We start from the raw sequence: 25,719 nt of genomic DNA on the forward strand, positions 1-25,719 counted from the left end.
TAACACCTGCAAAATGATATTAAATGCCATTGACACTGTTTGTAGTACAAGGAATAATGACGGTCATTTACACTGTCAATTTTATGGCCAGTTCGGAAGTCAATTTAAGGGTTGCATTCTACGAACATTACATTCATGTATAGCCATTATAACGATGAACATGGAATTTTACTTTATTTTTTCTTCAACGAACGGAGCAGTTAGCGGAAGATTGATTTTTTTTAAAACAAGGGCAGACTTAAACTTAATTGAGTAACAAACAATCCTAGAAATAAGCGGAGAATATCCGGTTAAACTGTAGAGTATAGCTCGGTAAGGGGTAAATAAGCGGAGGTTTTCCGGTTAAGCAAGTGCGAATGCCAATTTTTTATGTTTTTCAAGTAAATAGGCGGAAATCTTCCGTCTATTTAAGCTGTTTTCCGTGCCATTTTCTAAATAAGGGAAGTTTCTCCGCTTATTTATCAGCCCATGATGATCCCTTCACCAGGGACCGTTCTTTTATGGTGTGGAATAAACGGGTGCTTTGTTGAATAAGAACCATTATATTTTGGATCAGAAAATACATTAAATTAGAAAAATGGCGTGTCAAAACTGATGTCAGTTTACACGCCATTTTTATTGTCATTTAAATGATATCCACCCAAAACAGAATGGTTAAATATCAATTCAGGCGGGTTTTTTATTGAGAAGGTGCTAATATATAGTGTAAAAAAATTTTTATATGTAATATCAGAAAAAAATTTTTTATAGCGACTTTTCGATTTTTATAGCGACTTTTTCGGTATTATAGCGAATTTGAAAAAATCACATGTTCTTTACAGTTGAAGTCCAAAAAAACGCCTGAGCTCACCACCAAAGCTCAGGCGAAAACTAAGCTATTCTTTTACCTCAGGTTTCAGCCATCCCTCGAAATATCCTTTTGCCTGAGGATGACCTGCTTTTTCAAAAAGTTCAATTACATCGTGTCCAGATGCGTTTTTGTTTGTGTACTCGTTGACATATGTCTTCAGAGCTTTATTCACTTTGCCCGCCTTGACTAAATAATCCAGCTCAGCGTACATATTGTAACCATGTAAATTCATCATAACGATATAGTCATTGATGTTTTTAAAATCACTTAATGGGCTGCCTAAATATTGGCCTTCTGTTTGAATTCTTGCGATCTCGTCCTGCTGCTTTAATTGATCTTCTGCAGTTTGACTAATCGTGTAGCCTTTTTCCCCCATATAGGTTTTCAAGGAATAGCTTACGAGACTTTCATTAACCCATGGTTCTTTATATCCGTGGCTTCCGACCAATCCTGAAAGCCATTGGCGGACCACTCCGTCAGTCATGCTGAGAGAAGTAAAGCTGTTATCTGAAAAATTATACCCAGCTGAGAAGATCATTCCCTGGTAAGCCATTTGAGGGTTGCCTTCTGCGGTTCGGATAATATCCAGTTCTTTATAAGGTAGTGTTGAATCAAAAAATTCCTCAAAATAATCGATTGATTGACCAGCGCCCATTACATTTCTGTTTGCTGTTTCTTGTTTGTCAGTGGTTGGGCGGTACCAAACATTCACGAGTGTTTCATTACGGGTCATGAATCTTTCCGTTTGATAATACTGAGTATCCAATAAGACGATAGAAAAATCGCGGACACCCTCTACCTTGGCGCTATATTTCTTGTTTTCACCTTCGATTTCTGTTGCCGCATTTGCTTCTTCTGCATTCGATAGAATCTCGTATTTGGCAGGGGCGTTAATGGTTACATCATAGTTAGCTGTCTCGCTATAAAAAGGAAATCCTATTGGTGAATACGGATCCAGATTCCAGCCGTTCTTATCATATACAGCCTGTATTGGCAGGAAACTGCCAAGCCATACTGCGGCATAATCATAGCTTGCATTGCTGTAATTCGAAGGGAGCTGGAAGTTGAATTGAATGTCCAGTTCGGCGGCAGACTTGGCTTTCCACTCATCAATTTGTATTTCTAATATCGTGCCTTCGACTTTAAAATCAGCTTTCTGTTTATTCACTTTGATGTCTTTAATCTCAATCCAGCCTGGTGTCGGAGAAGGGCCTCTGACGAATTCCCATTCCGGACCATCAATTGGTTCCTTGAACTGGTTAGGGTACAGGTGGAAATAGATTTTATCCTGTTCGGAACCGGTAGTATTAGTTGTTTCAACATGCAGTGTTCCCTGCAATGTCGCATCTGCATCCAAATAGGTCAAGTCGGCCTTATATTTGACCGGCTCATGCTCCGTGTTGGTAAAGCTGTAACTAAATAAGTCTTTAGCCTCTTTTGGTTCAGTTGATGCATCAACACTTTTTTCCTCTTTCTTCGTATCTTCCTCTGCAAAGAAATTCGCATACGAAAATACACCCGCCCATAGCACGAAGGATACCGTCAATAAAGCGGTAAATGCTGCCTTAGGATAATAGGAAATATGTTCAGAAGCCCTAATGGAAAGCTTCTCAATAAACCGATAACCCGTAAAGCGGTTCAAATACCTGCGGGTCATCGTGAGTTTTTCTCTCACGAAGTCACTGACATATTTCTTCTTTTCATACTCTATCTTAGCTTGTTCGGGGACGCCTACTAGCATAAAATTTTTGGATATGCGGGTGTCTGTTTTTATAACCTGCTCAGGTGCTGCTTTCACCCTGTTTTTTGCAGGTACGACTCCAGCTAAATTGTCCTCAATCCCTTTCTTCATCCAATTCACGATGATGGCAATAAAAGCAATGATTAAAATTGGACTGTAGGCCATCCACGGAGCTCTTCTGATCAACCAGAAGTTTTGTCCGGCCATACCGGCAAGCTCGTTGGTGATCGAACGGTAAATCAGCCGTGGTGTATCAGTCAAAGGAGTTGGATGCGGACCGCCTAAATATAATGAAAAGATTCCTAGAAACGTCAATAGCTGTAATATTGATAAAATTTGCTGTGTTGTTAATAAAAGTAAATGGGATTTAACGTTGGGCCATATATGCTTTTTCAACATGTGGAATTTACTTGCTCCCATCAGTGTTGAGCTAAGCACATAAGGCTGTTTTTCAATTTCATCCACCATATCAAGTATGTAATTATAGACGCCGGGAAGTCCGACCAGCAACATGATAATCAATTGATATTCCAAAATGACTGTTGCTGAATATCCCATTGGTGAAGCTGCGACAGGAAGCATCAAGATAATCCCGACAAGCAATTGGGGAATATACCGAAATGGCCAAAAGAAAGCTGAGAAATATCGTCTAAAGCTTGGATACAGTAATTTCGTTACAAGTGCCAGTATGGTCCCAAGCAATAATCGAGCAAAAGTGATCCCCATTACAGCACCAAGAGTATACTTAACTCCTACGAGCACCAAGTTAACCATGCTCCTTGCGCCCAAATCTGTCCCGAGCGGGAAGGTCAGTGAAGGGGGAGCAGGCGGTGCTGCGACAAATTTTCCATTCTCATCGAAAATCAGCGGCTCATTGCTCTCAGGCATCAGTTCTGTATTCCAGCTGATCAAGAACAAGGTGAGAAGTAGTGCTGAACCAACCATGATATTCCGATGTTTATGATGATTGATATAGGAACTTATTTTCACGATCATCCTTAGATAAGCCTTCAAATAAAGGAATAATCCCATTTTTGCTTTTTGGGGATTAGCACTTACTTTATTTTCAACCGACGATATCCCAGTCGGTAAAATTCTTTTTACTCTTCTCATATATCCAGCCCCCGGACGCTTCTGAACTTCTTACCAATCAAAGAAACGATTCTTTCAACAATAATGACAGGAAGCATGAAAACTCCCACGTAAAAGAAGATGCTCACTGGTGAGGTACTTCGCATCTGAAGCAGTTTATTGAGCTCTTTTATGTACCCATCTAGGACAAACATATGTTCAACTAGTACAAGGGTAGTTAAAACCATAAAGATAATGGTCTTAAAATGGATCGAGACAACCGGAACGATATTCCTGGTTAAATGCGAGAAAAGTAGATGCAGTCTAGATAACCCTTTTGCCTGGCCAAGTAGAATATAATGTTTTTCGAATTCTTCTTCCATAACCTTGATCAAGTATTGAGCGAAAAATAAGGAAGGAAGGAGCGAATTAATGATCATCGGGAAGATGATTGGTTCTTTGCCTGCCAGTCCATACATGGTGACAAGGCGGATCTGGAACTCTCTATAGAGCATAAATAAAAACAGTTGAATCATGAAAATGACCAGTAAATCAGGAATCCCTTCAAAAAAATTAAGGACATTCTTCACTCTAACACGTTGTTTAAATGAAAGATTCATAAATAAATAGGCGATTATACTTCCGATAAAAATAGTGAACAACAGACTAAAGAAAATAAGTTCAAGAGAATATGTATACCGGTCAAGAACGATTTCCGTGTTCCAGTTTTCGAAAAATTGCCAACTCGAAGGCTTGAAAAATTGCATGACAGTATCTCCAATTACCTTTAAAAAGGATAACAAATTGACTCCAAGGTGATCACTGTCAGGTTCCCGGAAGCTGAAAAGCCTGGGAAAGGCCATGAAAAATAAAAGACCTGCAATGGAGGTCAAAAATAAAAATGGGTAATGAATGATTTTTTTCATATACTCTCCTTTGGGAAAAATTTCTTTTTTTGTTTTTGACGTAGTAAGTTTATGAAAAGTTGCATGATTTCAGAAATATTTTTTAATAATTTTGTGATAATTGAAAAAATATTGTAATATGGATTATAATAAACCGACTGGATAGTTTATTTAAATTTCTAATCCACGCAAAGTATATAGCATTCCAGGGGTAAATTCACTCATTAGAAAGAGGGGAAATCGACATGGAACAAAGGGTTATGAATCAATCAATCATGTCTGCGCTCGAAAAGTTTAATGAATTAGATGAGAAGATTTCGCATTTTAATAGTATTTTAGGTTTGTTGAGCTGGGACCAAAAAGTTATTTCACCGAAAAAAGGACGCTCTATTTTTGCGAATGCAAATGGAACGCTTAGAACAGAAGCTTTCAAGCTAACAGTCTCTGAGGAAATGGGGGAGGCACTTAACACGCTCTCCACACCAGAAGCAGAGGAGTACCTTGATGAGTCGGTAAAGGCTAAGGTACGTGAACGCCTTAAATTTTATAACCGTTCAAAGAGTATTCCAGCTGCAATGATTAAAGATTTCTCTGTGCTTACCTCAAAGGCAAATGATGCATGGGAAGAGGCAAGAGAGAATAATGATTTTGAAAAATACCTTCCTTATCTTGAGAAGATCGTAGAATTCAAAAGGAAAGCTGTTGAAATTTACGGTTATGAAAACCATCCATATGATGCGCTTCTGGACGAGTTTGAGCCTGGTTTGACTGTGGAAAAACTTGACCCTTTGTTTGTTAAATTAAGAGAATCAAGCACTGATTTACTTAGAAGAATCCAAGAGTCTTCATACAAGCCATCAGTGGAGATATTTGAAAAATCATATTCTGTAGAGAAGCAAAAAGAGTTCAACCGTTATATCTTGCCGCTGATCGGCTTCGATATGGAAGCAGGGAGACTGGATGAAACCGTCCATCCTTTTGCGCAACCTGTCAATACCCGTGATGTGAGGATTACGACAAGATATATTGAAAATAATGTCCGCTCTGCTATTTTCGGAACAATTCATGAAGCTGGGCATGGTATTTATGAACAAAATATTAATCCGGAATTCCAGGATACAGTCCTTCAGGATGGTGCTTCATTTGGAATCCATGAATCTCAGTCGCGTTTTCTTGAAAACATGGTAGGACGCAGTGAGGAATTCTGGAAGTACTTCTATCCGAAACTGCAGGAACATTTCCCAAATCAACTTGGGAAAGTGGAATTGGATGATTTTTATCGAGCCACGAATGCTGTCCAGCCATCTTTTATCCGAGTTGAGGCTGATGAGCTAACCTATAATCTTCATATCATGGTTCGCTATGAAATTGAGAAGGCTTTGATTGCCGGGGAAATAGAGGCGAAGGAATTGCCAGGAATCTGGAACGCAAAAATGAAAGACTATCTTGGCATTACACCATCTACTGACAGTGAAGGGGTGCTCCAGGATATTCATTGGTCGTTCGGAGGGCTTGGCTACTTCCCGTCATATTCTCTTGGAAATCTTTATGCAGCCCAAATCCTGAACAAGATCAAGAAAGACTTGCCGGATTTCTATGAGAGTATTGAGCAGGGTGATTTTTCAGTGATACAAGACTGGCTAAGGGAAAACATCCATCAGTATGGCATGCTTTATACACCTAATGAATTGATTGTAAAAGCCACTGGTGAAGAACTAAATGCTGAATATCTCGTTCAGTATCTCGAAGAAAAGTATAGCAAAGTATACAAATTATAATTCAACGTAAAAGAATGAGGTAATTTATATGACGCCAATTGTTTCAGAGGAGTACAAGGAAAAGAAGCGTCAGGAAATCTTGCAGAGCGCTCATGTTTGTTTTGCCGAGAAGGGTTTTGAAGCATCCACTGTTGATGATATTGTCGCTCGCTCTGGCCTTAGCAAAGGGGCAATCTATAATTACTTCAAAAGTAAGGATGATATCTATCTTGCCTTGATGGAAGGCCAGACAAATAACTCGGGAAAAAAATTTTCAAAAGCGATAGCAGAGCGAAAGACAGCGCTGGATAAACTCCACTACTTGATTGAAGCCTATCTTGATAACGATCCGAATGCTGAAGAGAACAAGGGCGATGCGATTGTCCATTACGAGTTCAGATTGTATTCAACACGTAATTCGGAGTTAAAGAAAGTGTTGACTGAACGATATAAAGATTTCTTTGTTTCATTGCTGATAGGGATAATAAAAGATGGCCAGACATCAGGTGAATTCAACAAAGAGCTAGATCCCGTGACATATGCAGATATTTTTTGGGCGATGGTCAATGGAGCTACATTGCAGGCAACTATACTTGAAAATTATCAATATAAACTAATATTAAAAGAAATGCAGAATATGTTCTTGGAAACTTTGAAAGTATAAATGATTAAAACCAGTGAGGTGGGTCCTCACTGGTTTTAATTTTGTTTCGCCAGGTCAAGGGGATGTAAGTAATGAAATTGACGAAAACAGCTTCATTACTTCAGCTCTAGCGCATTTTGAGTATATAGTGATTTTTCCTTTAATAGTTTCTTCAGTTTCGGTTTGTTTTTTCTCCCGGACAGAATGTAAAGGAAGTCTCCAGCCATGATGACTGTATTACCGGTAGGTGCAATCAGTTTGCCATTGCGTATGATCGCATTCACCAGTGTCCCTTCTGGAAATGGAATTTCCATCAAGGTTTTCCCGACAATTGCATTATCGCTTTCCATTTCATATTCAATCATCTCTGCATCAGCTTTTCCAAGTGAAATCAACTCAAGCGACTGCATCGGTATTGTTTTCTTAGGACCATTCAATCCCAGCTTATTGGCGAGCATCGGTATGGTAGCTCCCTGAATGAGTGCACTCGTCAGAACAACGAAGAAGACAACATTGAAGATCTGATGGCTGTCCTCAATACCTGCCAGTAAAGGGAAGGTAGCAAGGATAATTGGCACAGCACCTTTCAATCCTGCCCATGAAAGGAAAATTCGCTCTTTTTGGGAATACTGCATTTTTATCGTTGAAATGAACACCGCAACAGGTCTTGCTACCAGAATCAGAATCAATGAAACCAGTATCCCTTGAATTAAAATGGCAGGAGTAAAAAGTTCTGATGGAAATACAAGGAGTCCAAGAATGACAAACATAAGAATTTGCATCATCCAGGCAAACCCCTCCGAAAAACGGAAAATCGAATGGCGGTAGGCAATTTCCGTATTACCGATGATAATGGCAGCAATATATACAGCCAAAAGCCCGCTGCCGTTTAGGGATGCTGTAATGCCATAAGTCAGCAATGCAAAAGCGGTCGCAAATACAGGATATAGTCCGCTGGAATCCAGGTTAATGGAATTCAGTGCTTTTACAGCTATCTTTCCAAATATGATCCCCAGTAATAAACCCAGTCCCATTTGTAAGAAAAAATCACCAATCAATGTCAAGATACTTGTATTTGGGATGGTAATCAGTTCAATCATTGCGACCGTTAAAAACACGGCCATCGGATCATTCGATCCCGACTCGGCTTCAAGGGTGGATCCAAGTTTTGGAGAAATATTATGATCTTTCAGTACAGCGAACACTGCTGCGGCGTCAGTTGAACCAACTATCGCACCGAATAAAATGGATTCAAGCCAGTCGAGCCCAAGGATCATTTTAGCAGCCGCCGCTATAATCCCCGAGGTTATTAAAACCCCAATAGTCGCCAATGATAAAGAAGGGACAATCACCGGCCTGACATCCTTCCAATTTGTCTGCAGGCCGCCTTCAAACAAAATGATGATCAGCGCAATTACCCCTATCTTTTGTGTCAATGATGCATTGTCAAAATAGACGATACCCAGGACATCACTGCCCATGACCATTCCGACCAATATAAAAAGGATAAGGGAGGGAACGCCTAATCTAGTTGAAAATCTCGTAGTCAAAACCCCGACAATTAATAAAAATGCTAAAAGCATGATGAATGAGTCCGTACTAATATTATGTTCAGGCAATAAAAACTCCCCCTTATAGATTGATATTTATTTTAACCGGGACCGTTTCCTGGTCTACTCCAATAAAATGCTTTGTTTCTGATGGCGAGGCATGATGTAGTCTTTTTTGGATGAGGGAAATTGCAACACCCTGGGAGTAGGCATGATAGCCAAATGTTTTCCTGAGAGTGGTCATTCCTACCGGTTCTTCAATTCCGGCATTCTTGGCTGCCGCATTGATAATCCTGTAGGCTTGTTGTCTTGTTATTGGGTTAGAAGTTTTTCTCGACCTAAAAAGATAGTCTGTATCAAGAAAAGAATTTTCATTTAAATATTTTTTTAGCGACCTCCGTATAGAGGCATTCAAGTAAACGGGAGGATTACAGTAGTGAGTAATGGAAAGAATATCTGTGATTTCTCCATCCTTATCGCATACATCATGGACTCGCAGACTAAGTAATTCCTGAAGTTTGATCCCAGTATTGATTCCAAGTAAAAATAAGCAATAATCCCTGGTCGAGTGATTTTCGAGGAATTTCTTCATAATGATAATTTTCTTTTTGGATTTAATTGCACTTACCGTTTTCATTAAATCACTTCCTTAAGTAACATAATTATATCTTAAATCAAGTTTTGTAACATAGATTTTGCTTGATAAAGATTTATTTGTTACTCTACTGTCAAATGTTATAATGAACAGAATCTAAAAATTTGTTATTAATCTGGAGGCAATTATGCTGACTTTTGAACAGAAACTTGCAATTATTGAATCATTTCCTCAACTTGAACGAAAAAATGTCTCTTTAGGGCGTGTTAACTTTCATTATGCTGAGAGCATATATGACAAGAAAAATGTTGTATATCACCTTCACCCAAATGGGAATGGGTTTGTCTATGGTGAATTTTTAGAAGGCTATGACCTCGACCCTAAAGGTATGGTAAATATCCGCGATTTTTCTGAGGGAGAGCTTAAAACGATCATTGAACAGTCGATTGAGTCTCTTTCGGCCAACAGCACCATTGAATCAGCCATCATAGAGGACAATGAAGAGGAACGCTGGATAAATTCAGAAAACCACACATTGATTCTTGTTCATGAAGATGAAATGTGGAATGTGTATGCCGGTCTGAATCTTGACGGTACATTCCTTTCTTACAATGAAGCCAAACAATACTTAGAAGAAGAAGGATTCAGGAAAAGATAAAAAAGGATGCCACAGTGGCATCCTTTTTTCTATAGCAGGGTATAAAATGATAACTATAAGGGTTATCTTAATCCAGCTCCAGCGCCTAGCCCCTCAAGGCGCATGCGCTATTTGTTCTGAAGCCTATAATTTAAAATTCCCTGTCAGTTTTTCTAATTCCGTTGCTGTCCTCTGGAGGATCTTTGTCGTCTCGTTTACATTTTCAGCGATTCTGAGCTGCTCTTGTGTGGACTGGTCTGTCTGTCCTGTGCCTGCAGCAATCTGCTGGGATGCTTGAGATACTGTATCAAGGGAATTAGTTATTTGTTCAAATGCGATAACCTGCTGTTCAATGGCAGTTGCGATGTTATTGGAGTTGTCCTCAATCTCCAATGTCGTCTCATAAATTTCATTAAGTGTATTTTTTGCCTTAGCAGAAAGGTCTTTATTGTATTGTACAGCTTCTCTCGTTTTTGTGATGTAGTCAACGGCAGTTCGAGTGTTCTGGACATTTTCGTTAACGATTGAGATGATAGTGGATGCCGATTTTGCACTTTCCTCAGCCAGTTTCCGTACTTCGTTTGCAACAACAGCAAAGCCTTTTCCATGTTCGCCAGCCCTTGCAGCTTCAATGGCTGCGTTCAATGCCAACAGGTTTGTCTGATCAGAGATTGTATTGATGATTTTGACGAATTGTGTAATTTTGTCTGATTGTTTCTCAAGCACGGTAATAATGTCTGCCAGCTGGTTTGTATTTTCATCTACAGCTTCAAGTCCTTCAAGCATCTCGTCGATTCTTACGGTTCCTTCTTTTGAAGTTACCGTTGAATTTTTAGCAATGAAGCTTGCCTGCTGAGCAGATGCGTTGATTTCTTCGATACCGGCATTGATCTCTTCCAATGTTGCCTGCATTTCTTCAATGTTGGCGTTCTGCTCCTGTGTGCTTGCGGCCGCCTGCTGGTTAGCTGATGTCAGTTCTCTGATAGCTTCTACCGAACTGGAGGCTATCTGGGATAACCCAACTGTTTCACTCGAAACTTCCCTTGAACTTGTTTGCACCTGGGAAACGAGGGTTCTAAGGGAGGCAGCCATTGTATTGATACTTTCAGCCAGTGCTCCGATTTCATCTTTTGATTTAACGGCGATATCTTCTTGTGACAAGTCACCTTTTGCAATGTTTGCTGTTAAGACCTTGATGTTATTCAGTGGTTTGATGAGCCTGGACACAAGGAAATACATAGCTGCGCTTGAGAGGGCGAGGATTATAAGAGATAGAATCCAAATGCCTGCGACCTCAGCATTAATTTTTTTATTTACCTGAGAAACGTCAAACTCGACTCCATAAAGAGCAATTGTTTTTCCTGTCATATCGGTGATTGGCGCAAAGCCGGTCATTTTTGAACCATTTTGAGATTGGTATGTTTCAGTAGTTGTCCTTTTATTTTCCTTAAAAGCTTCTAGGGCTGCCTGATCAAAATCCTTGCCGCCAGAATAATTAGAACCATATGTAATATCCTTCGACATCATTGCAGAGCTCATTGTTGGGATAGCAAATTTATCTCCATCCATTGTGATCAAATAAAGATTATGTATTAATGGGTTTTCTTTTAGTATTTGGTCCATTTGTTTCTGCATTGAGGTGACACCTGGATTGTTTTTGGAAGGATTGGCAATGATTGTTTGTGCTTTCCCTGCAGAAACCTGATCCGATAATAAGCTTGAGATTGTATTAAGCTCTGCTTCCATCGAATCCATGTTGCTAGACCTGATGGTGTATTGAGCATAAAATGTAGTAGCCAATGCAAGGAGCAGCATTGAGATTATGCTTAAAGATACAATCTTTAGTTTTAGACTCATATTTCTGTTGGGATTTTTTTTGCTTGATTTTTTCGTAGTCACTGCTTTTTTTGCAGTGTTCTTCTTCTTCTTCTTAAAAAACAATTTGTCCACTCCTTCTGATCTTCGTAGGCAATAAAATTTCTTCGAGAACAACTTTACTATGCAGGATCCGGTTGAATCCTGAATTGTTCTCATATTATTGTTATTTTCGGCAATTTTCAAAATTAGTTAAGGAAAATAGGCTAATTAGTCTTATATTTTTATTTGACAGGATAGTAGTGCTTTTATATATTTAAGGTAAATAAATATTCTCTTTTTAAAGGGGAGTAGCTGCTACAATAAAGTCGTCATTCCCGAGATGAAAGTCTCCGGCTTTATTGGCAACGTGGACGTTGTTAGCAAGACCTTTGCTGTCATAGTAAAGGTCTTTTTCTATGTGATTTAAGGCCTTTACCATGATGGTAAGGGTCTTTTCTTTTGGCCATGCGAAGAGGTATCTGATTGACCAATCAATGGTTAGGAGGAAAAGAAAATGGAATTGACTTTATTTCTGGAGTATGGATGGGTACTTTTTGTGCTTGTTGTGATGGAAGGGCTTTTGGCAGCGGACAATGCATTAGTACTTGCACTCATGGTGAAGCACCTTCCTGAGAATAAGCGTAAAAAGGCTTTGTTTTATGGCTTGGCAGGGGCATTTGTGTTTCGTTTTACATCTCTGTTTGTGATTTCCTTTCTGGTGGATGTATGGCAAGTACAGGCGATTGGGGCCTTATACCTGCTTTTCATGTCTGTAAATCACATCATCAGGAAAATTGTTCTCAGGGATAAAAGAGAAAATCAAGAGCAGATACTGACCAAAGAAGATAAAAACAAAAGCGGTTTTTGGGGGACTGTCCTTAAAGTAGAGGTTGCCGACATTGCTTTTGCAGTAGATTCTATCCTTGCAGCAGTAGCCCTTGCTGTTGTACTGCCTGAAACTCCGCTGCCCAACATAGGAGGGATGGACGGTGGACAATTCCTTGTCATTTTCGCAGGAGGGATGATTGGTCTCGTTATCATGCGATTCGCTGCAAATTTGTTCGTAAATTTGCTTGAAAGAAGGCCGGGACTGGAAATGGCTGCGTTTGCCATCGTTGGCTGGGTAGGGGTTAAGCTGGCGATTTTAACATTTTCCCATCCTGCATTAGGTATTATAAACCCTGACTTCTCCCATTCAACAGAATGGAAACTAACATTCTATGCAGTGCTTATAGGAATTGCGGCAGCGGGCTGGTTCCTGTCCGATGAAAAGACTGCAGAGACTGCCAAAAAGGTATCATAACGACATGAACCCTGAAGTATAACCCATCTGCATTAATATGTAGAGGGTTGACTTCAGTTTTTCATTTTGCTCCCGTAACCTGTGCTGTTTGCTCACCCAGCCCATTCATAAATATATTCTACTCCATATACCAATAATAAGTGTGGATTGATTCACGTTTTTCCTCTATTATGCGTTAGCTGTTTATTATAAGGGTATAATTTAAAAAATGGACGAAAAATCATGGTGCTGAAGGAATATTCCTTTGAGCATCAGTCCGTTTTGAATGGAGTACTGTCTTCTAGGAGGTGACTGCCTTACGAATGTAGGGCTTGCCCATTGATTATTACTAATTTGTTTTTAGTTGTATTATTAATTTCGTTAACTGGCTTTTTCGTAGCAACAGAGTTTGCCATTGTAAAAGTGAGAAGTTCAAGAATTGATCAGCTCATCACTGAAGGAAGAAAAGGGGCTCAATCGGCAAAGCACGTGGTAACACATCTCGACGAATATCTATCGGCTTGTCAGCTTGGTATCACGATTACAGCACTTGGCCTTGGTTGGCTCGGGGAACCGACGATTGAAGAAATGCTTCATCCCGTTTTTGAGAACTTTCAGCTTAATACGTCCTTAGCCAGTATTTTATCGTTCGGAATCGCTTTTGCTTTAATCACTTTTTTACATGTGGTTGTTGGGGAGCTGGCTCCAAAAACGGTAGCGATTCAAAAAGCTGAAGCAATCACCCTTGCTTTTTCAAAACCAATAATCTGGTTCTATAAGATTATGTACCCTTTCATATGGGTGTTGAACGGTTCTGCCAGGCTTCTTGTCGGGCTGTTTGGTTTAAAGTCGGCATCGGAGCATGAAATTGCCCATTCTGAGGAAGAGCTCCGCATTCTCTTGTCGGAGAGCTATGAGAGTGGTGAAATCAATCAAAATGAACTGAACTATGTTAATAATATATTTGAGTTTGATGAGCGTATAGCCAAAGAAATCATGGTCCCGCGGACTGAGATCGTCACATTTGATATTTCAGATGATATTGATACGATTATTGATGTGATCCAAAAAGAGAAATATACACGATATCCAGTCATAGACGGCGAGAAGGACAATATAGTCGGTATGATCAATATCAAGGAGATACTCACTGCTAAATTGACACGCAAAGATCTTCAAAAAGAATCGATACTGTCATCATTTATTAAGCCTGTCATCAGAGTAATCGAAACCATTCCAATCCATGATTTGCTCGTCAAAATGCAGAAAGAGCGCATCCATATGGCCATCTTGATTGATGAATATGGTGGCACATCCGGACTGGTGACTGTCGAGGACATTCTTGAAGAGATTGTTGGAGATATCCGTGATGAATTTGATGTGGACGAAATCGCAGAAATCAGAAAAGTAAATGAAAATCATTATCTATTCAGCTCAAGAGTATTGATAGATGAAGTGAATGACCTGTTAGGTATCTTTATATCAGAAGAAGAGGTAGATACTATAGGAGGATGGTTCATGACAAAGAATATCGATGCGGAAATAGGTGATGAAATAGAAGAACAAGGCTATATTTTCAAGATTATCGAGATCGACGAATATCATATTGCCTATTTAGAGGTTATAAAAATGGACGAAGATGAAAAGCCGGACTGATGATGCCGGCTTTTTCTTTTGTTCCAAAAGAGTGTGGCTAATTTTGGCAAGTCCTATATAGTTTGAGCGTGTGTCCATGCCGGGTAAGAATACACTACCGGGGCAGCCGGAGGATCCATACAATGAATGGAGGAATTTAAAATGGCTAAAAAAGTAGTCGGAGTTTATGATAATCAAACAGAACTTATTGAAGCAATAGAAGAACATAAAAACAAGGGCTATGCTGTTCAGGATTTCTCAATCATTGGTGATACGAATGATGTTACCACTGCACTTGAAAGCAGAACAGGCGTAACAACTGAAGATATCGGAACAGATACTGACGACCATAGGGAAGGCGGTTTCTGGCAAAGCCTGATGACAGCATTTGACGCCGACAGAAATCTGGGAGGCAATGGGCCTTCAATTTCCGATCGTCTGGTTGGAGTTGGCTTAACTGATGACGCCGCAAGAGAATATGAAGAGGATGTCCGAAATGGACGCATCATCCTTTTAGCAGAAACGGCTGCGTCTGGACTTGATGTAGAAGAAACAGGCTATGTTACCGATACATCGGCAGCAGGAACTGGTGTACAAGGAAACTACGAAACAGACAACTATGATCGAAATAATCTTGACACTGATCGTTACAGAAATGATGAACAAAGGCTGGAGTTAAAGGAAGAACAATTGGATGTATCCAAGGAAAGGGTACAGGCAGGTGAAGTTGAAGTCCATAAGGAAGTAGTCGAAGACCAGCAGAAGGTTAACATACCAGTCACACGTGAGAAAGTATACGTGGAGAGACGTGATGTGAATGAGACTGCTTCTGGTACTGCTGCTGCGATGGACGATGACGAAACAATCCGTGTACCGATTATGGAAGAGAAGGTAGAGGTTACTAAGAAACCGGTTGTTTCTGAAGAGCTTGTCATAGATAAGCGAGAAGTGACAGATACTGAACAAGTCGTAGAAAGTGTAAAGCATGAAGAAGCGCATCTTGAAGCTGACGACGATCGTGTGGTCAATGAAGCAGACCTAGACCGAGATTCACTCAATTATTCATCTGACCGAGAACGAAATTCACTTAATAATTCATCTGACCTTGACCGTGACGGTTTCAACAATCCGTCAGGTACGTACCGTGATGGTTACAAGGATAGATAAACATCCCAGAAAAATAGGAAAAGACGCCCATAGGGCGTCTTTTCTGCGTATTGAGGCGACCGACTGCACGCCACATCGTACATTTCCATAAAGGAGTGTCTGTCGACTTACACAATTCAGCTCATCGCTTGATAAATATAACATGTTGATGAAGCAATAGCAACAGAAAATTTAATGGAGAATTCTTCATGTTTCGTGTTCACTATATTCCGGGTAAAAAGGGAAAATGAAATAGAGAAGGGGCACATCATGAAGAAAAATACATTCTTGATATCATCACTCATTATTATAGTCGTTTTACTAGCTGCTTTCAGTATGGTCAATCCTGAAAAAGAGGAAGGGGACAGGCTGGTAGTAGCATTCGGAGATTCTCTCACCTATGGTTATGGAGATCAGAAAGGCTCGGGTTATATTGATACTTTGCAAACCAAGTTGAACAATCAAAACAAAGAGGACTACAACTTTGATAATGAAGCTATATATGGTCTTGAATCTTCGGGAATTCTTACTCAGCTATCTAATGTCAGTATTAGAGGGAAGCTTGATGAAGCAGATTATTTTATTCTTTTCATCGGGACGAATGATTTGATTAATAGCAATGGCAGAAATTTAGCGAATCTGAAGCATAGGGAAATAGAAAAAGGGCAGGAAGCATATTTGCAAAACCTGAGAGCCATCCTCAAAATTTTAACGGATGAAAACGAGACAGCGCCGATCCTGCTGCTGGGCCTCTATAATCCCTACCCCGACAGTGCCGCAATTGAAGAGGTGATTGATGACTGGAATAAAGAAATAATAAAAGCCGCTAAAAAAGAAACACAAGTCGTATTTATTCCAACTAATGACCTGTTTAAAGGAAAAGATAAAAAACACAATTTCAGTGATTCGCTTCATTTGAATGATAAAGGATACCAGCTGATCGCTGATCGCATTTTAGAAAAATACAAGTTTGAATAGGAGCTCTGGAGTCTTTGAATAAGGCTTTGTTATAGAATGACTGCCTGGCAAAATTTACTGCCAGGTTTTTTTACTCGAAAAAATTTCCATGAAACCAAGAATGGAGGAAATTCGTTATATAATAGATTAAAAGAATAGCTGAAAGGGATTTTAACGTGAAAAAGAAATTTTTTGGGAACGCGTCCATCACTTTTTTGCTGATTTTGGCTGCGCTCCTTTTATATTATCAATTCCTCACCCAGCCTGAAATTAATGAAGATGTTCCTTTGCCGCAGGAACTGCATCCAGTTGTCCAGGAGAATAAGGATATGCTGGTCCAGAAGGCAGCAGAGAGAGGTATAAGGGTCTTGGTAACTGATGGTTTCCGGAGTTTTGAAGAACAGAATCAGTTATATGAAATGGGAAGGTCTAAAGAAGGCCAGATAGTCACACATGCTAAAGGCGGGGAGTCTTACCATAATTTTGGTCTGGCAATCGACTTCGCATTATTGAATAAACAAGGAAAAGCCCTATGGGACACAACTTATGACGGAAATGGCAATGGGAAATCGGATTGGATGGAAGTAGTAGGCATTGCCAAGGAGCTCGGATTTTCGTGGGGCGGAGACTGGAATCACTTTAAGGATTATCCTCACTTGGAAATGCGGTTCGGCCTGACAATAAATGACTTGAAACGGGGGAAGCGTCCTCCGGAAGATGCATTGACTGCTTCACAAAATTAAGCATCGGCGCCATGAGGCTCCGATGCTTTTTAAGGTTAGTATTCAAGATGAAAATATCGCTGAATAATCATTTTTGTTTGGAAATAGCCAACTCTGAGTGTGGCTTACCTACCTTAAAGAATTGCTTTATGACCAGTCCTGGTCCACCGAGTACTAAAAGGTAACGAGCTTCGATTACCTGCTTCATTAAGGCAGCGAATAAACCGGTGATCTTCAAACCGAAGACTTTCCCAACAGCTGCTTTGTTACCGATGGAAGCGACTGTACCTTTGTGGTGGTATTCGAATGCTTTGAGTTGTTCACCTCTCAAGCTGGCAATTATATTTGGTCCACAAAGCTCTGCCTGTTGAATGGCCACCTGGGCAGTCGGAGGGAGTGGGGTTCCATCCTCCTTCAGGAATAACGCAGCGTCACCGATACAAAAAACATTTTCCATTCCTTGTACCCGCAAAAATTTATCAATCATGATGCGGCCCTTCGAAATAGGTAAATCCAGTTTTTCGAGGAGGGTATTGCCCCGCACACCTCCCGACCAGATTAATGTCCTTGAAGGAAGTTCTTCGCCGTTGTCCAATGTTATGGAAGTCGGAGAACATTCAAGTATCTTCGTAGAGGTCATCAGCTCTACACCATTCTTTTTAAAATAGCTTTCTGTAAAATCTATAGCCTCTTTATCAAATCCTGGCAGAACAGAAGGAGACGCTTCTATATTGATAATTCTTGTCGCGGACACAGGTATATCATATTTGAGACATAGCTTTGGCATTGCTTCTATAAGTTCGCCAATCATTTCTATTCCGGTAAAGCCGGCACCGGCAACAGCAAAAGTCAGTCTTGAAGGGTCAAGGTCCTCTTTATACGCTGCGAACTGTCTCAGCATATGATTGTATATGGCCTTCGTACTCCTGAAACTTTTGATTTTAAAAGCATTTTCTTCAACTCCAGGAATACCGAACGTACTCACATCGAAACCAAGGCCAATCATCAGGTAATCATAATCGATAAATTCACCAGACTCGAGCTGGATTTTCTTTGAAGTAAAGTCTACAGCTTGTACTGTTCCTTTTTTGAATTTGATTTTATCTGTCTTAAGAAGGTCAGGAATATGTAAGGTGATTTTTTCGTCAGAGGCAGTGCCCGCACCTGTTTTATGAAGTTGAGTAGAAATATAGTGATAATCATGTTTATTGATCAAAGTAACTTGGGCTTCGCCGTTACGTAAAGTTTTTTCAAGCTGGCGGCTAGTTATGAGACCGCCATATCCCGCACCTAAAATGACTACTTTTGGAGTTTGCATCATTATTCCTTCTTTCTGGTTGTTTATTGTGAAGTGGTTCACATGTATTAGTAAAAAAAATTCTCTTGTACCACATATATCAAATGATTTGTGAAGTTTTTCACAAATATTATCTATCAATAGATTACGATATTAAAATATTTATATCAATACGTATTTACAATAAAAATTCTACAAAAGTTTGACAAAACATCCGAAAAAGAAGGAGATGGAATAGCTCCATCTCCTGGCGGTGATTATAAATTCATTGTTTCTGGTTCTCCATTATCATTCATCAATCGAATGGTTTCTGGTTTTATTTCAAGAATAATGTAATCGGGGTCATGAGGGCTCTCAATCCATTTTTCCATCTTCTCATTCCAGAATTTTTCCTTGAGTGACTGATCTTCACGGATTGAAGCTTTTCCCTGTACCTCGATATAGGCATCACCCATTCCTTCACCTTCATATCCGAGCAGGATATGAACATATGGGTTCCTTTCAACCTCTTCCGCTTTGTACGTTTCTTTACTTGTCGGAGTGTATAATGTCAAGTCCTCATTGAAAAAGGTCATGTATCGGGAGTGCGGCTTATTCCCGACTACGGTTGCCAGCGTGCCAACCTTTGATTCACCAAGTACCTGAGTGATTTTTTCTTTTAAGTTTTGACTAGCCATATGAATTCCTCCTTTTTTTGTGCATGTATTTAATATTCTCTTTATGTGACTTCATAAACCAAAAAAGCCCTGGCATTCCCAGGGCAGTTAATCCAATTCATTGTCAAGGTCTACATTGTACTTCTTTTCGCTTGAGGATGAATCTTTTGAGTGATGCCCATCCTTTTCTTCATGTTTTTCCTGGTTAAGGTCCTCCATCGGAATCGTGTCGACTGTCAATTCACTTTTGAATTTGTCATGAAGACTTTCTGTTCTGGTTTCATATTGCTCAGGGTTGTCCATATTTTGAGTATTATCAACTGGAATGTTCTTTTTCTTTTCCTTTCCCACAATGCTCACCTCTCTTATTTTTTAAAGGCTGGAACTTGCATTATTTATCATAGGACATGGCTTATTTACTGCTATTCGACTCTTCCTGTGGTTTTACAGGATCCCTTTGAGGCTCGATATCCTTGTTGTGTTCCTTTTTCTTCTCCTGCTCAACTGAACCGTCGTTCTTATTTTTATTTAATTCTGTCATGATAAAAGCCTCCTTATCGCTGGGATTATTATAAAAATACCCTTTTATAGGTAATTGAAACAAACAACAATTAATCCTTTTAACTCATTGTCGAGATTAACCCAAGGGTCGAAGATGGTATCCAGGTTCCTTACAGATTAAATAAGAGCGAGTCCAGTATTATTTCAAGATTCTGTTCAATGTCTTTTCAGCCATTCACCTTCATATAGTTAGAATGTATGTTTAACTAGCGGAATATGGAGGGGGAGTGTGATGATAATCATCCGGTTTCCAGATGGTGCAAGCGGCCAGATGCTGCAGAATCTGTCTGGGAAACAGAAGGAAATATACGAGCAACTAGACAATAGCTTGACGATGTTCGAGTATGATACAACCTTTCAGCTTCTTTTTGAAATAAAACTTCGCGAGAATATCATTGAAGCGGCATTAAAGCTTAAGGATGCTTCTGTAGCTTTTACCTCCTTCAAATATTCAAGATTCAATCCAGTTTATTGGACAAAAGGACCGAGGGGCTATTTGTTGAATCCGAATGTCCGGCCTTCTGATGCGATTAATGATATTTATGAAAATGGTCAGGAATACGCATTCGAGTGCTCCACAGCAATGGTGATCATTTTCTACAAAGCCGTTCTGGATTCAATAAGATTGTCGGATTTCAACTATTTATTCAGAGGGTTGCTCGTTTGGAATTGGAATTATGACCCTGATTTGGCCATCATCACGTTAGAAGGGAATGAGTTTATACCTGGCGATGTGGTGTATTTCATGAATCCTGATTTTGATAAACCAATTTGGCGAGGGGAAAATGCTGTAGTCCTTGGAAATGGATTATATTATGGACATGGTATAGGAATAGGTACAGCTGAGGAAATGATTAGTGCTCTTAATACACTTCGGAAAAATGGCTCGACTACCTCCGCCTTTATGCTCCAGCAGCATAGCAGGCTGAATTTTAAATACTTGTCCCAGTTTTCAAGGTGAAATAGGAAACAATAGTAAAAGACTGGCTAAATTGCCGGTCTTTTTTTCTATTTCCTTTTGCTCATTTTTTTTAAAAGGGAATCTTGTATCATTTACGAGGCATAGTTTTAAAATTTGGGGGAATATAAAAAGAGACATATTATATACATTTCTAATTCCGGATGTGGAATTTATAGGCATGTTAAAAAGGGAGTTTTGGAAATGAGATTAACCAAGGTGCTTGAAGAACTCGGCAGCAGTTTAAAAAAATACATGAATGATGCAGACCCTGAATTGTCTGGAATCCAGATGGATTCACGTAAAGTGGAGCCAGGAGATTTATTTGTTGCGATAACAGGCTTTCAGATAGATGGCCACAAGTTTATTAATGAAGCCATAGACAATGGTGCTGCTGCTGTCATAGGTGAAAATGAGCTTGAACTTTCTGTCCCTTATATTCAGGTATTCGACAGCAGGCTTGCACTGGGAAGGGCAGCGAGCGCATTTTATCAACACCCGTCGAGGAAGCATACGGTAATAGGCATCACAGGTACAAATGGGAAAACGACCGTTTCTTACATTCTAAAGCACATCCTAGAGCATGCGGGCAAAAGCTGCTCTCTCCTGGGGACTGTGTCTTATATTATAAATAATGAAGTGTACAAGCCTTCCAATACCACTCCGGACGCTTTACAAATTCAGGAATTGATTTCGAAAAGCAATGATGAATTTGTTGTTTTGGAAGTGTCATCACATGCCTTGAAGCAATACAGAATCGAGGGGCTTGAGCTGGATTATGGGTTGTTCACGAATTTATCCCATGATCACCTCGATTACCATCCGACAATTGAAGATTATTTCGAAGCCAAAACATTGATGTATAACTACATGAAAAAAGAGGGTTCGGCTGTGGTCAGCAGGTTGGGCGAGTGGGGTGACAGGCTGGACAGTATTTTAAAAGCTAAAGAAATTCCGGTATATTCAATTGGTTATGATGACATCCACGATTTGAAAATTGAGGACATTAAATTGAACGGAGAAAGCAGATTTGACATCCAAATGGGAGGGATCACATACCCTTTGACTTTTCCATCCCCTGGCCTACACAATGTCTATAATGCTGCAATGGCCTTCTTGACAGCAGTAAAAATCGGGATCAGTCCTGATGTGATTACTGAAGCACTAAAATCTTTCCCTGGAGTGCCTGGAAGGTTCGAGATGATTTCTCATCCTGAAGGTGCTACTTTCATTGTCGATTATGCACATACAAAGGATGCGATTGAATACTGCCTGCAAGCAGCACAAGAGCATGAAGCAGTTAAGATAAAGCATATATTCGGATTCCGTGGAGAGCGTGACAAGACCAAAAGAGTGCATATGATTAAAGCATCGGCCGCAATGAGTGATGAATTCATCTTGACCTTCGATGACCTGAACGGAATATCCGAAGAAGAGATGGCCAATGAATTAAAGGAACTGAATGAACGATATGGCATGAATAAAGGAAAAGTCATTACAGACAGGACCCTGGCAATTAGAGATGCATGGGAAAACGCCAGGAAAGGGGAGTGGATCCTTATCACGGGTAAAGGACCTGAAGAGTATCAGTTAATGTATGAACTTCCTACATCGTCAGATAAAGAAACACTGTTATATTTAAAGAAACTGCAGAACAAGGAAAGTGTAATAGGTTGAATGGAAAGCAGGCGGAATAAGCAGCCTGCTTTTTTTCAGGGGATTTAAACTCGCTTGAGTAATCTGACACAAAATATCCTTCTAATAATGACAATAATATGAAATGTGAATTGGGTCACTCCAATATTTTCACAGCATCTCTTATGATATAAGTAAGCAAGACAATTGACCGGACTAAGGCGGGAGGAGGTACTCAATATGGATAAAAAAGAAATTTATAAAATGCTTGAACAAATAGAAGAACCCATGCTTGGAGTCGATATTGTGAACCTTGGCCTCGTCTACGAAGTCTGTGTCAAGGATGATAAAGATGTCGAAATCGTCATGACTACAAGGAATGAAGATTGCATGCTTGCTGATTATATTGCACTCTCCGCCCGTGAACATCTGGCTGGTCAGATGGGTACCCTCGAGCATATTGATATCAAAATGGTCTCAGCACCAAAATGGACACAAGACAGGATGTCCAAATACGCTAAATATTTACTGGACTTGTAAAATAACCCAAAAAGGTTGCGACTTCGCAATCTTTTTTTCTGTGTTTAAGTGTATTTCATGATTTTAGCTTGTAGTTCCACGAGGTTCGAATAAAACGTCGGCACTACCTGATGGTTTTGTCAGAAGACATACCAGATTCGGACGAAACGCCGGTTAGGTCTTATGAATTTGTCCAAAGTCAGCCGAAGTTCGGACAAAATACTGGCTCCATCTCAAGAATTTGTCCGAAGTCAGCCTAGGTTCGGACAAAATACTGGCTCCGTCTTGTGAATTTGTCCGAAGTCAGCCCAGGTTCGGACAAAACCCTGGATCCACCTCAAGATTTTGTCCCGAGGCACACTAGTTTCAGACAAAACATCCATGGAATTTTTTCCATACCCTAATATAATCTTACGTTTATTCGAATTGTCTTTTAGAATAAGAGTTGGGGGAATAATGGAGGCATTTAAAATGATTTATAAAAAGATAGCTGGAATCAGCATGTGGCAGTTGAACAGGACTCTGAAAAAACTGGCTTTCGCAAGAATGGAATTGGAAAAACAAATGCGGAAGGAATTGATTGTGGTCCTTCTAGAGCCTAAAAAAGAGAAAGTACTTGCGACTGAGGAAGAAAAGAAAGAAATCGAGCGAGCGGTTCAGGAATTAAGCGGGTTCGAGACGTTAAGGTTGTGCCTGCTGGAAGATTGCAAACCAGTTTACATGGAGAAAGTGAACAATAACGGTGTTTCAAGATGGCTGGAAATCCCGGTCAAACCTTTGATTACATATGAATTTCTTTATGAAACACAGGAAAGTCAGGTAAAAATAGGATAAGCATAATCTGCGAAAAAGAGGACCAATCAAGGTTCTCTTTTTTTTGTTTTTGACCTTGTTTTTCATATCTAGAATTGGGCTAGTATTTTTTTCAGTGTTTAATTGCACAAATGTCCCGGTCTGAATAGGATATAGGGACACAAAAAAAGGAGGTTGTTACGATGTCAGAAGGATGCGGCTATGGTGGCGGTTTCGCCCTGCTTGTAGTATTGTTCATTCTTTTAATCATAATCGGAGCGTCTTGGGGTTTCGGTTACTAAATTTTGAATAAGTAAACTTCATTAGGAGGTTTTATCATGTACGGATACAGCGGATGCTGTGGATATGGCGGTTACGGCGTAGGAGGAGCTGGATACGGCAGCGGTTTTGTTTTGATCGTTGTGCTGTTTATCCTCTTGATCATTGTCGGCTGCGCATGCTATCGCTAATAAAAACAAGGAAAGAGGCTGTTGAAAAGGTCATGATGACTGTTGACAGCCTCTTTCCTTTTGCGTTGAGTTTATTCTAAGATTCAAGATGATCCATAAGTGATACTCATTTTTACAGCAGGTTAGTTAATTAGAATGATGAAAAAAGAGTGAATTTTTGTTATTTTTAAATAAATTAAAAATATTCCGAAAAAGGTGATTCTTTTTTTGCGCTTGTTCGTCTAACTGTCTGTAAAAAGGGGGGAGAATTTTGAGCGATCACTACAGCATTCAATTCCAAAAGGTTTACGAGGAATACAGTGACAAGGTTTATGGCTATCTCCTATTATTGACCGGTAAAAAAGAAGTCGCAGAGGATTTAACCCAGGAAACTTTTATAAGAGTGTACAAGCATATTCATCAGTTCAACGGTGATTCGCAGATTTTCACATGGATCGTGAAAATCGCACGTAATGTTGCAATTGACCATTTAAGAAGAAAAAGACGGCTGCGTTTTTTTTCACTGGATAAGTATGTCATCGAATCATGTCAGCCATCCCCAGTCGAAATCATCGTAAAAGGGGAGAAGACATCACTCCTTTACAAAGGAATCAAAGCACTGAAGCTCAACTACCAGGAGGTATTGATTTTAAGGAAAATAAAAGAGTTTTCGATTAGGGAAACCGCACTGATCCTTGGCTGGAGCGAAGGGAAAGTGAAAATCACTACTTCCAGGGCAATGGCTGCCTTAAAAAAAGAGTTAAAGAGAAGAGGGGAAATCATTGAAGAAATCATTTGAACTTGAAGATAGCTTCAGGGGGCTTAGCCAAATTCCTAGATCGGAAATCCAAAAACGAAAAACTTATAAAACAATAATCCAGACCGTAAGGCCGGATATGCCGATTGGCTACATAGCAAGAAATTGGACCGGCAGACTCCTGACAATTGTGATGATACTAGTTTGTGCAGCTTTCCTTCTAACAGAAATCAATAGTCCTTCTCAGGAAGGGGTAGCTGCTCTAAATCCAGCAGAGTTATTTGCATCAAGCGAAATTGTGATTACGTACCTTACTAAATCTGATTCTCCAGAACAATTTAATCTCCATTCGAACCTGACAAGAAAAGGAGTTTCCATCATTGATGAACAAGGTTGGCTTGAAATAGTGAACAACACTGTAAATGGCCGAAACACTGTAAAAAATGCACCGGAGATGGAAAACGCCTTTGATTTATTATTAATCTATGAGGGCAGGAAACCTGACCAATGTAAATTATGGGTTAATGAAGAAAATGTATATATCAAAAGAGTGAAAGACCAACGCGTATATAAAGTAGAAGCAAATAAAGCAGATAAGGTGATTGCAATGATTCAAGATATGGAAAAACAGGTTCAATTTTGAACCTGTTTTTTATGTCCTTCTTCCTATTTTTTAAAAGACTTACAGAATATGTTTAGGCTAATGTCAAGCGTGGTAATTTTGATTTTGTGTTTATTAAGCAACTT

25 protein-coding genes are annotated in these 25,719 nt (G+C 39.7%); 16 read left to right on the top strand and 9 right to left on the bottom strand.

Annotated elements, in window-relative coordinates; all coding sequences use genetic code 11:
- Positions 1 to 875: 875 nt before the first annotated feature.
- Positions 876 to 3,704 (bottom strand): ABC transporter permease subunit, encoded by a 2,829-nt coding sequence (locus tag CD004_RS06065; protein WP_102261939.1) that lies wholly within the window; start codon positions 3,702 to 3,704, stop codon positions 876 to 878.
- A complete protein-coding gene (locus CD004_RS06070) occupies positions 3,701 to 4,588 on the bottom strand; it encodes an ABC transporter permease subunit (protein ID WP_102261940.1) in 888 nt (295 codons plus the stop codon). The genes CD004_RS06065 and CD004_RS06070 overlap by 4 nt, the downstream gene beginning before the upstream one ends.
- 224 nt (positions 4,589 to 4,812) lie before the next feature.
- Between CD004_RS06070 and CD004_RS06075 the strand changes: the two genes are divergently transcribed.
- Positions 4,813 to 6,345, top strand: a complete 1,533-nt coding sequence (locus CD004_RS06075) for a carboxypeptidase M32 (protein ID WP_226675673.1) — start codon at positions 4,813 to 4,815, stop codon at positions 6,343 to 6,345.
- A gap of 28 nt (positions 6,346 to 6,373) precedes the next feature.
- Positions 6,374 to 6,988 (top strand): TetR/AcrR family transcriptional regulator, encoded by a 615-nt coding sequence (locus CD004_RS06080; RefSeq protein WP_102261941.1) that lies wholly within the window; start codon positions 6,374 to 6,376, stop codon positions 6,986 to 6,988.
- A 95-nt stretch (positions 6,989 to 7,083) separates the two neighbouring features.
- On the opposite strand, the gene CD004_RS06085 is transcribed toward CD004_RS06080, so the two are convergent.
- Both CD004_RS06085 and CD004_RS06090 read right to left on the bottom strand, forming a co-directional pair.
- Positions 7,084 to 8,586: a potassium/proton antiporter gene (locus CD004_RS06085; protein WP_102261942.1), complete on the bottom strand. Its 1,503-nt coding sequence runs from the start codon at positions 8,584 to 8,586 to the stop codon at positions 7,084 to 7,086.
- A 13-nt stretch (positions 8,587 to 8,599) separates the two neighbouring features.
- A complete protein-coding gene (locus CD004_RS06090; RefSeq protein WP_102261943.1) occupies positions 8,600 to 9,154 on the bottom strand; it encodes a tyrosine-type recombinase/integrase in 555 nt (184 codons plus the stop codon).
- Between the two features lie 145 nt (positions 9,155 to 9,299).
- On the opposite strand from CD004_RS06090, the gene CD004_RS06095 reads away from it, so the two are divergent.
- On the top strand, positions 9,300 to 9,770 hold the full coding sequence (locus CD004_RS06095; protein ID WP_102261944.1) for a hypothetical protein: 471 nt from the start codon (positions 9,300 to 9,302) through the stop codon (positions 9,768 to 9,770).
- Between the two features lie 123 nt (positions 9,771 to 9,893).
- Here the strand turns inward: CD004_RS06095 and CD004_RS06100 are convergent, their stop codons facing one another.
- Positions 9,894 to 11,690 carry a methyl-accepting chemotaxis protein gene (locus CD004_RS06100; RefSeq protein ID WP_158651494.1) on the bottom strand — a complete coding sequence of 599 codons (1,797 nt, stop codon included), beginning with the start codon at positions 11,688 to 11,690 and terminating at the stop codon, positions 9,894 to 9,896.
- A 430-nt stretch (positions 11,691 to 12,120) separates the two neighbouring features.
- On the opposite strand from CD004_RS06100, the gene CD004_RS06105 reads away from it, so the two are divergent.
- The 5 genes from CD004_RS06105 (at position 12,121) to CD004_RS06125 (ending at position 17,369) form a co-directional block, all read left to right on the top strand.
- Positions 12,121 to 12,909, top strand: coding sequence for a TerC family protein (locus CD004_RS06105; RefSeq protein WP_102261946.1), 789 nt, complete (start codon positions 12,121 to 12,123; stop codon positions 12,907 to 12,909).
- Between the two features lie 318 nt (positions 12,910 to 13,227).
- Complete coding sequence (locus tag CD004_RS06110) at positions 13,228 to 14,544, top strand: hemolysin family protein (protein WP_102261947.1); 1,317 nt, start codon at positions 13,228 to 13,230, stop codon at positions 14,542 to 14,544.
- A 141-nt stretch (positions 14,545 to 14,685) separates the two neighbouring features.
- Entirely contained in the window at positions 14,686 to 15,690 is a 1,005-nt protein-coding gene (locus CD004_RS06115; protein WP_158651495.1) for a YsnF/AvaK domain-containing protein, read from the top strand.
- Positions 15,691 to 15,939: 249 nt separating this feature from the next.
- On the top strand, positions 15,940 to 16,647 hold the full coding sequence (locus tag CD004_RS06120; RefSeq protein ID WP_158651496.1) for a DUF459 domain-containing protein: 708 nt from the start codon (positions 15,940 to 15,942) through the stop codon (positions 16,645 to 16,647).
- Positions 16,648 to 16,802: 155 nt separating this feature from the next.
- Positions 16,803 to 17,369, top strand: coding sequence for a M15 family metallopeptidase (locus tag CD004_RS06125; protein WP_102261950.1), 567 nt, complete (start codon positions 16,803 to 16,805; stop codon positions 17,367 to 17,369).
- A gap of 67 nt (positions 17,370 to 17,436) precedes the next feature.
- Here CD004_RS06125 and CD004_RS06130 read toward each other — a convergent pair whose 3' ends face one another.
- The 4 genes from CD004_RS06130 to CD004_RS24415 all read right to left on the bottom strand — a co-directional run bounded on the left by CD004_RS06130 (position 17,437) and on the right by CD004_RS24415 (position 19,842).
- Positions 17,437 to 18,669 (bottom strand): NAD(P)/FAD-dependent oxidoreductase, encoded by a 1,233-nt coding sequence (locus CD004_RS06130; protein ID WP_233434953.1) that lies wholly within the window; start codon positions 18,667 to 18,669, stop codon positions 17,437 to 17,439.
- A 233-nt stretch (positions 18,670 to 18,902) separates the two neighbouring features.
- Positions 18,903 to 19,322 carry a pyridoxamine 5'-phosphate oxidase family protein gene (locus CD004_RS06135; protein ID WP_102261952.1) on the bottom strand — a complete coding sequence of 140 codons (420 nt, stop codon included), beginning with the start codon at positions 19,320 to 19,322 and terminating at the stop codon, positions 18,903 to 18,905.
- A gap of 87 nt (positions 19,323 to 19,409) precedes the next feature.
- A complete protein-coding gene (locus CD004_RS06140; RefSeq protein ID WP_404809821.1) occupies positions 19,410 to 19,652 on the bottom strand; it encodes a hypothetical protein in 243 nt (80 codons plus the stop codon).
- A 61-nt stretch (positions 19,653 to 19,713) separates the two neighbouring features.
- Entirely contained in the window at positions 19,714 to 19,842 is a 129-nt protein-coding gene (locus CD004_RS24415) for a hypothetical protein (RefSeq protein WP_264190804.1), read from the bottom strand.
- Between the two features lie 252 nt (positions 19,843 to 20,094).
- Here CD004_RS24415 and CD004_RS06145 point away from each other — a divergent pair, with 252 nt between their 5' ends.
- The 8 genes from CD004_RS06145 (at position 20,095) to CD004_RS06180 (ending at position 25,615) form a co-directional block, all read left to right on the top strand.
- Positions 20,095 to 20,823, top strand: coding sequence for a protein-glutamine gamma-glutamyltransferase (locus CD004_RS06145; RefSeq protein WP_102261953.1), 729 nt, complete (start codon positions 20,095 to 20,097; stop codon positions 20,821 to 20,823).
- A 201-nt stretch (positions 20,824 to 21,024) separates the two neighbouring features.
- The gene (locus CD004_RS06150; protein ID WP_102261954.1) at positions 21,025 to 22,497 is read left to right on the top strand and encodes a UDP-N-acetylmuramoyl-L-alanyl-D-glutamate--2,6-diaminopimelate ligase; all 1,473 of its coding nucleotides are present in this window, start codon (positions 21,025 to 21,027) and stop codon (positions 22,495 to 22,497) included.
- 198 nt (positions 22,498 to 22,695) lie between these two features.
- The gene (locus CD004_RS06155; RefSeq protein ID WP_102261955.1) at positions 22,696 to 22,995 is read left to right on the top strand and encodes a metal-sulfur cluster assembly factor; all 300 of its coding nucleotides are present in this window, start codon (positions 22,696 to 22,698) and stop codon (positions 22,993 to 22,995) included.
- A gap of 450 nt (positions 22,996 to 23,445) precedes the next feature.
- Positions 23,446 to 23,808 (top strand): hypothetical protein, encoded by a 363-nt coding sequence (locus tag CD004_RS06160; protein WP_158651497.1) that lies wholly within the window; start codon positions 23,446 to 23,448, stop codon positions 23,806 to 23,808.
- Between the two features lie 161 nt (positions 23,809 to 23,969).
- Positions 23,970 to 24,068: a YjcZ family sporulation protein gene (locus tag CD004_RS06165; RefSeq protein ID WP_023615168.1), complete on the top strand. Its 99-nt coding sequence runs from the start codon at positions 23,970 to 23,972 to the stop codon at positions 24,066 to 24,068.
- 36 nt (positions 24,069 to 24,104) lie between these two features.
- Complete coding sequence (locus CD004_RS06170; protein WP_102261957.1) at positions 24,105 to 24,236, top strand: YjcZ family sporulation protein; 132 nt, start codon at positions 24,105 to 24,107, stop codon at positions 24,234 to 24,236.
- 250 nt (positions 24,237 to 24,486) lie between these two features.
- Positions 24,487 to 25,014 carry an RNA polymerase sigma factor gene (locus tag CD004_RS06175; protein WP_102261958.1) on the top strand — a complete coding sequence of 176 codons (528 nt, stop codon included), beginning with the start codon at positions 24,487 to 24,489 and terminating at the stop codon, positions 25,012 to 25,014.
- Entirely contained in the window at positions 24,998 to 25,615 is a 618-nt protein-coding gene (locus tag CD004_RS06180; protein WP_102261959.1) for a hypothetical protein, read from the top strand. The genes CD004_RS06175 and CD004_RS06180 overlap by 17 nt, the downstream gene beginning before the upstream one ends.
- Positions 25,616 to 25,719: the final 104 nt, after the last annotated feature.

The organism is Mesobacillus jeotgali (assembly GCF_002874535.1).
Lineage (GTDB): Bacteria > Bacillota > Bacilli > Bacillales > Cytobacillaceae > Mesobacillus > Mesobacillus jeotgali.

Coding starts and splice junctions, on each gene's coding strand:
- CD004_RS06170 (WP_102261957.1), top strand. CDS start 24,105: ATGTACGGATACAGCGGATGCTGTGGATATGGCGGTTACGGCGTAGGA.
- CD004_RS06065 (WP_102261939.1), bottom strand. CDS start 3,704: ATGAGAAGAGTAAAAAGAATTTTACCGACTGGGATATCGTCGGTTGAA.
- CD004_RS06160 (WP_158651497.1), top strand. CDS start 23,446: ATGATTTATAAAAAGATAGCTGGAATCAGCATGTGGCAGTTGAACAGG.
- CD004_RS06090 (WP_102261943.1), bottom strand. CDS start 9,154: ATGAAAACGGTAAGTGCAATTAAATCCAAAAAGAAAATTATCATTATG.
- CD004_RS06070 (WP_102261940.1), bottom strand. CDS start 4,588: ATGAAAAAAATCATTCATTACCCATTTTTATTTTTGACCTCCATTGCA.
- CD004_RS06080 (WP_102261941.1), top strand. CDS start 6,374: ATGACGCCAATTGTTTCAGAGGAGTACAAGGAAAAGAAGCGTCAGGAA.
- CD004_RS06130 (WP_233434953.1), bottom strand. CDS start 18,669: ATGATGCAAACTCCAAAAGTAGTCATTTTAGGTGCGGGATATGGCGGT.
- CD004_RS06150 (WP_102261954.1), top strand. CDS start 21,025: ATGAGATTAACCAAGGTGCTTGAAGAACTCGGCAGCAGTTTAAAAAAA.
- CD004_RS06115 (WP_158651495.1), top strand. CDS start 14,686: ATGGCTAAAAAAGTAGTCGGAGTTTATGATAATCAAACAGAACTTATT.
- CD004_RS06145 (WP_102261953.1), top strand. CDS start 20,095: ATGATAATCATCCGGTTTCCAGATGGTGCAAGCGGCCAGATGCTGCAG.
- CD004_RS06105 (WP_102261946.1), top strand. CDS start 12,121: ATGGAATTGACTTTATTTCTGGAGTATGGATGGGTACTTTTTGTGCTT.
- CD004_RS06165 (WP_023615168.1), top strand. CDS start 23,970: ATGTCAGAAGGATGCGGCTATGGTGGCGGTTTCGCCCTGCTTGTAGTA.
- CD004_RS06135 (WP_102261952.1), bottom strand. CDS start 19,322: ATGGCTAGTCAAAACTTAAAAGAAAAAATCACTCAGGTACTTGGTGAA.
- CD004_RS24415 (WP_264190804.1), bottom strand. CDS start 19,842: ATGACAGAATTAAATAAAAATAAGAACGACGGTTCAGTTGAGCAGGAG.
- CD004_RS06075 (WP_226675673.1), top strand. CDS start 4,813: ATGGAACAAAGGGTTATGAATCAATCAATCATGTCTGCGCTCGAAAAG.
- CD004_RS06095 (WP_102261944.1), top strand. CDS start 9,300: ATGCTGACTTTTGAACAGAAACTTGCAATTATTGAATCATTTCCTCAA.
- CD004_RS06120 (WP_158651496.1), top strand. CDS start 15,940: ATGAAGAAAAATACATTCTTGATATCATCACTCATTATTATAGTCGTT.
- CD004_RS06155 (WP_102261955.1), top strand. CDS start 22,696: ATGGATAAAAAAGAAATTTATAAAATGCTTGAACAAATAGAAGAACCC.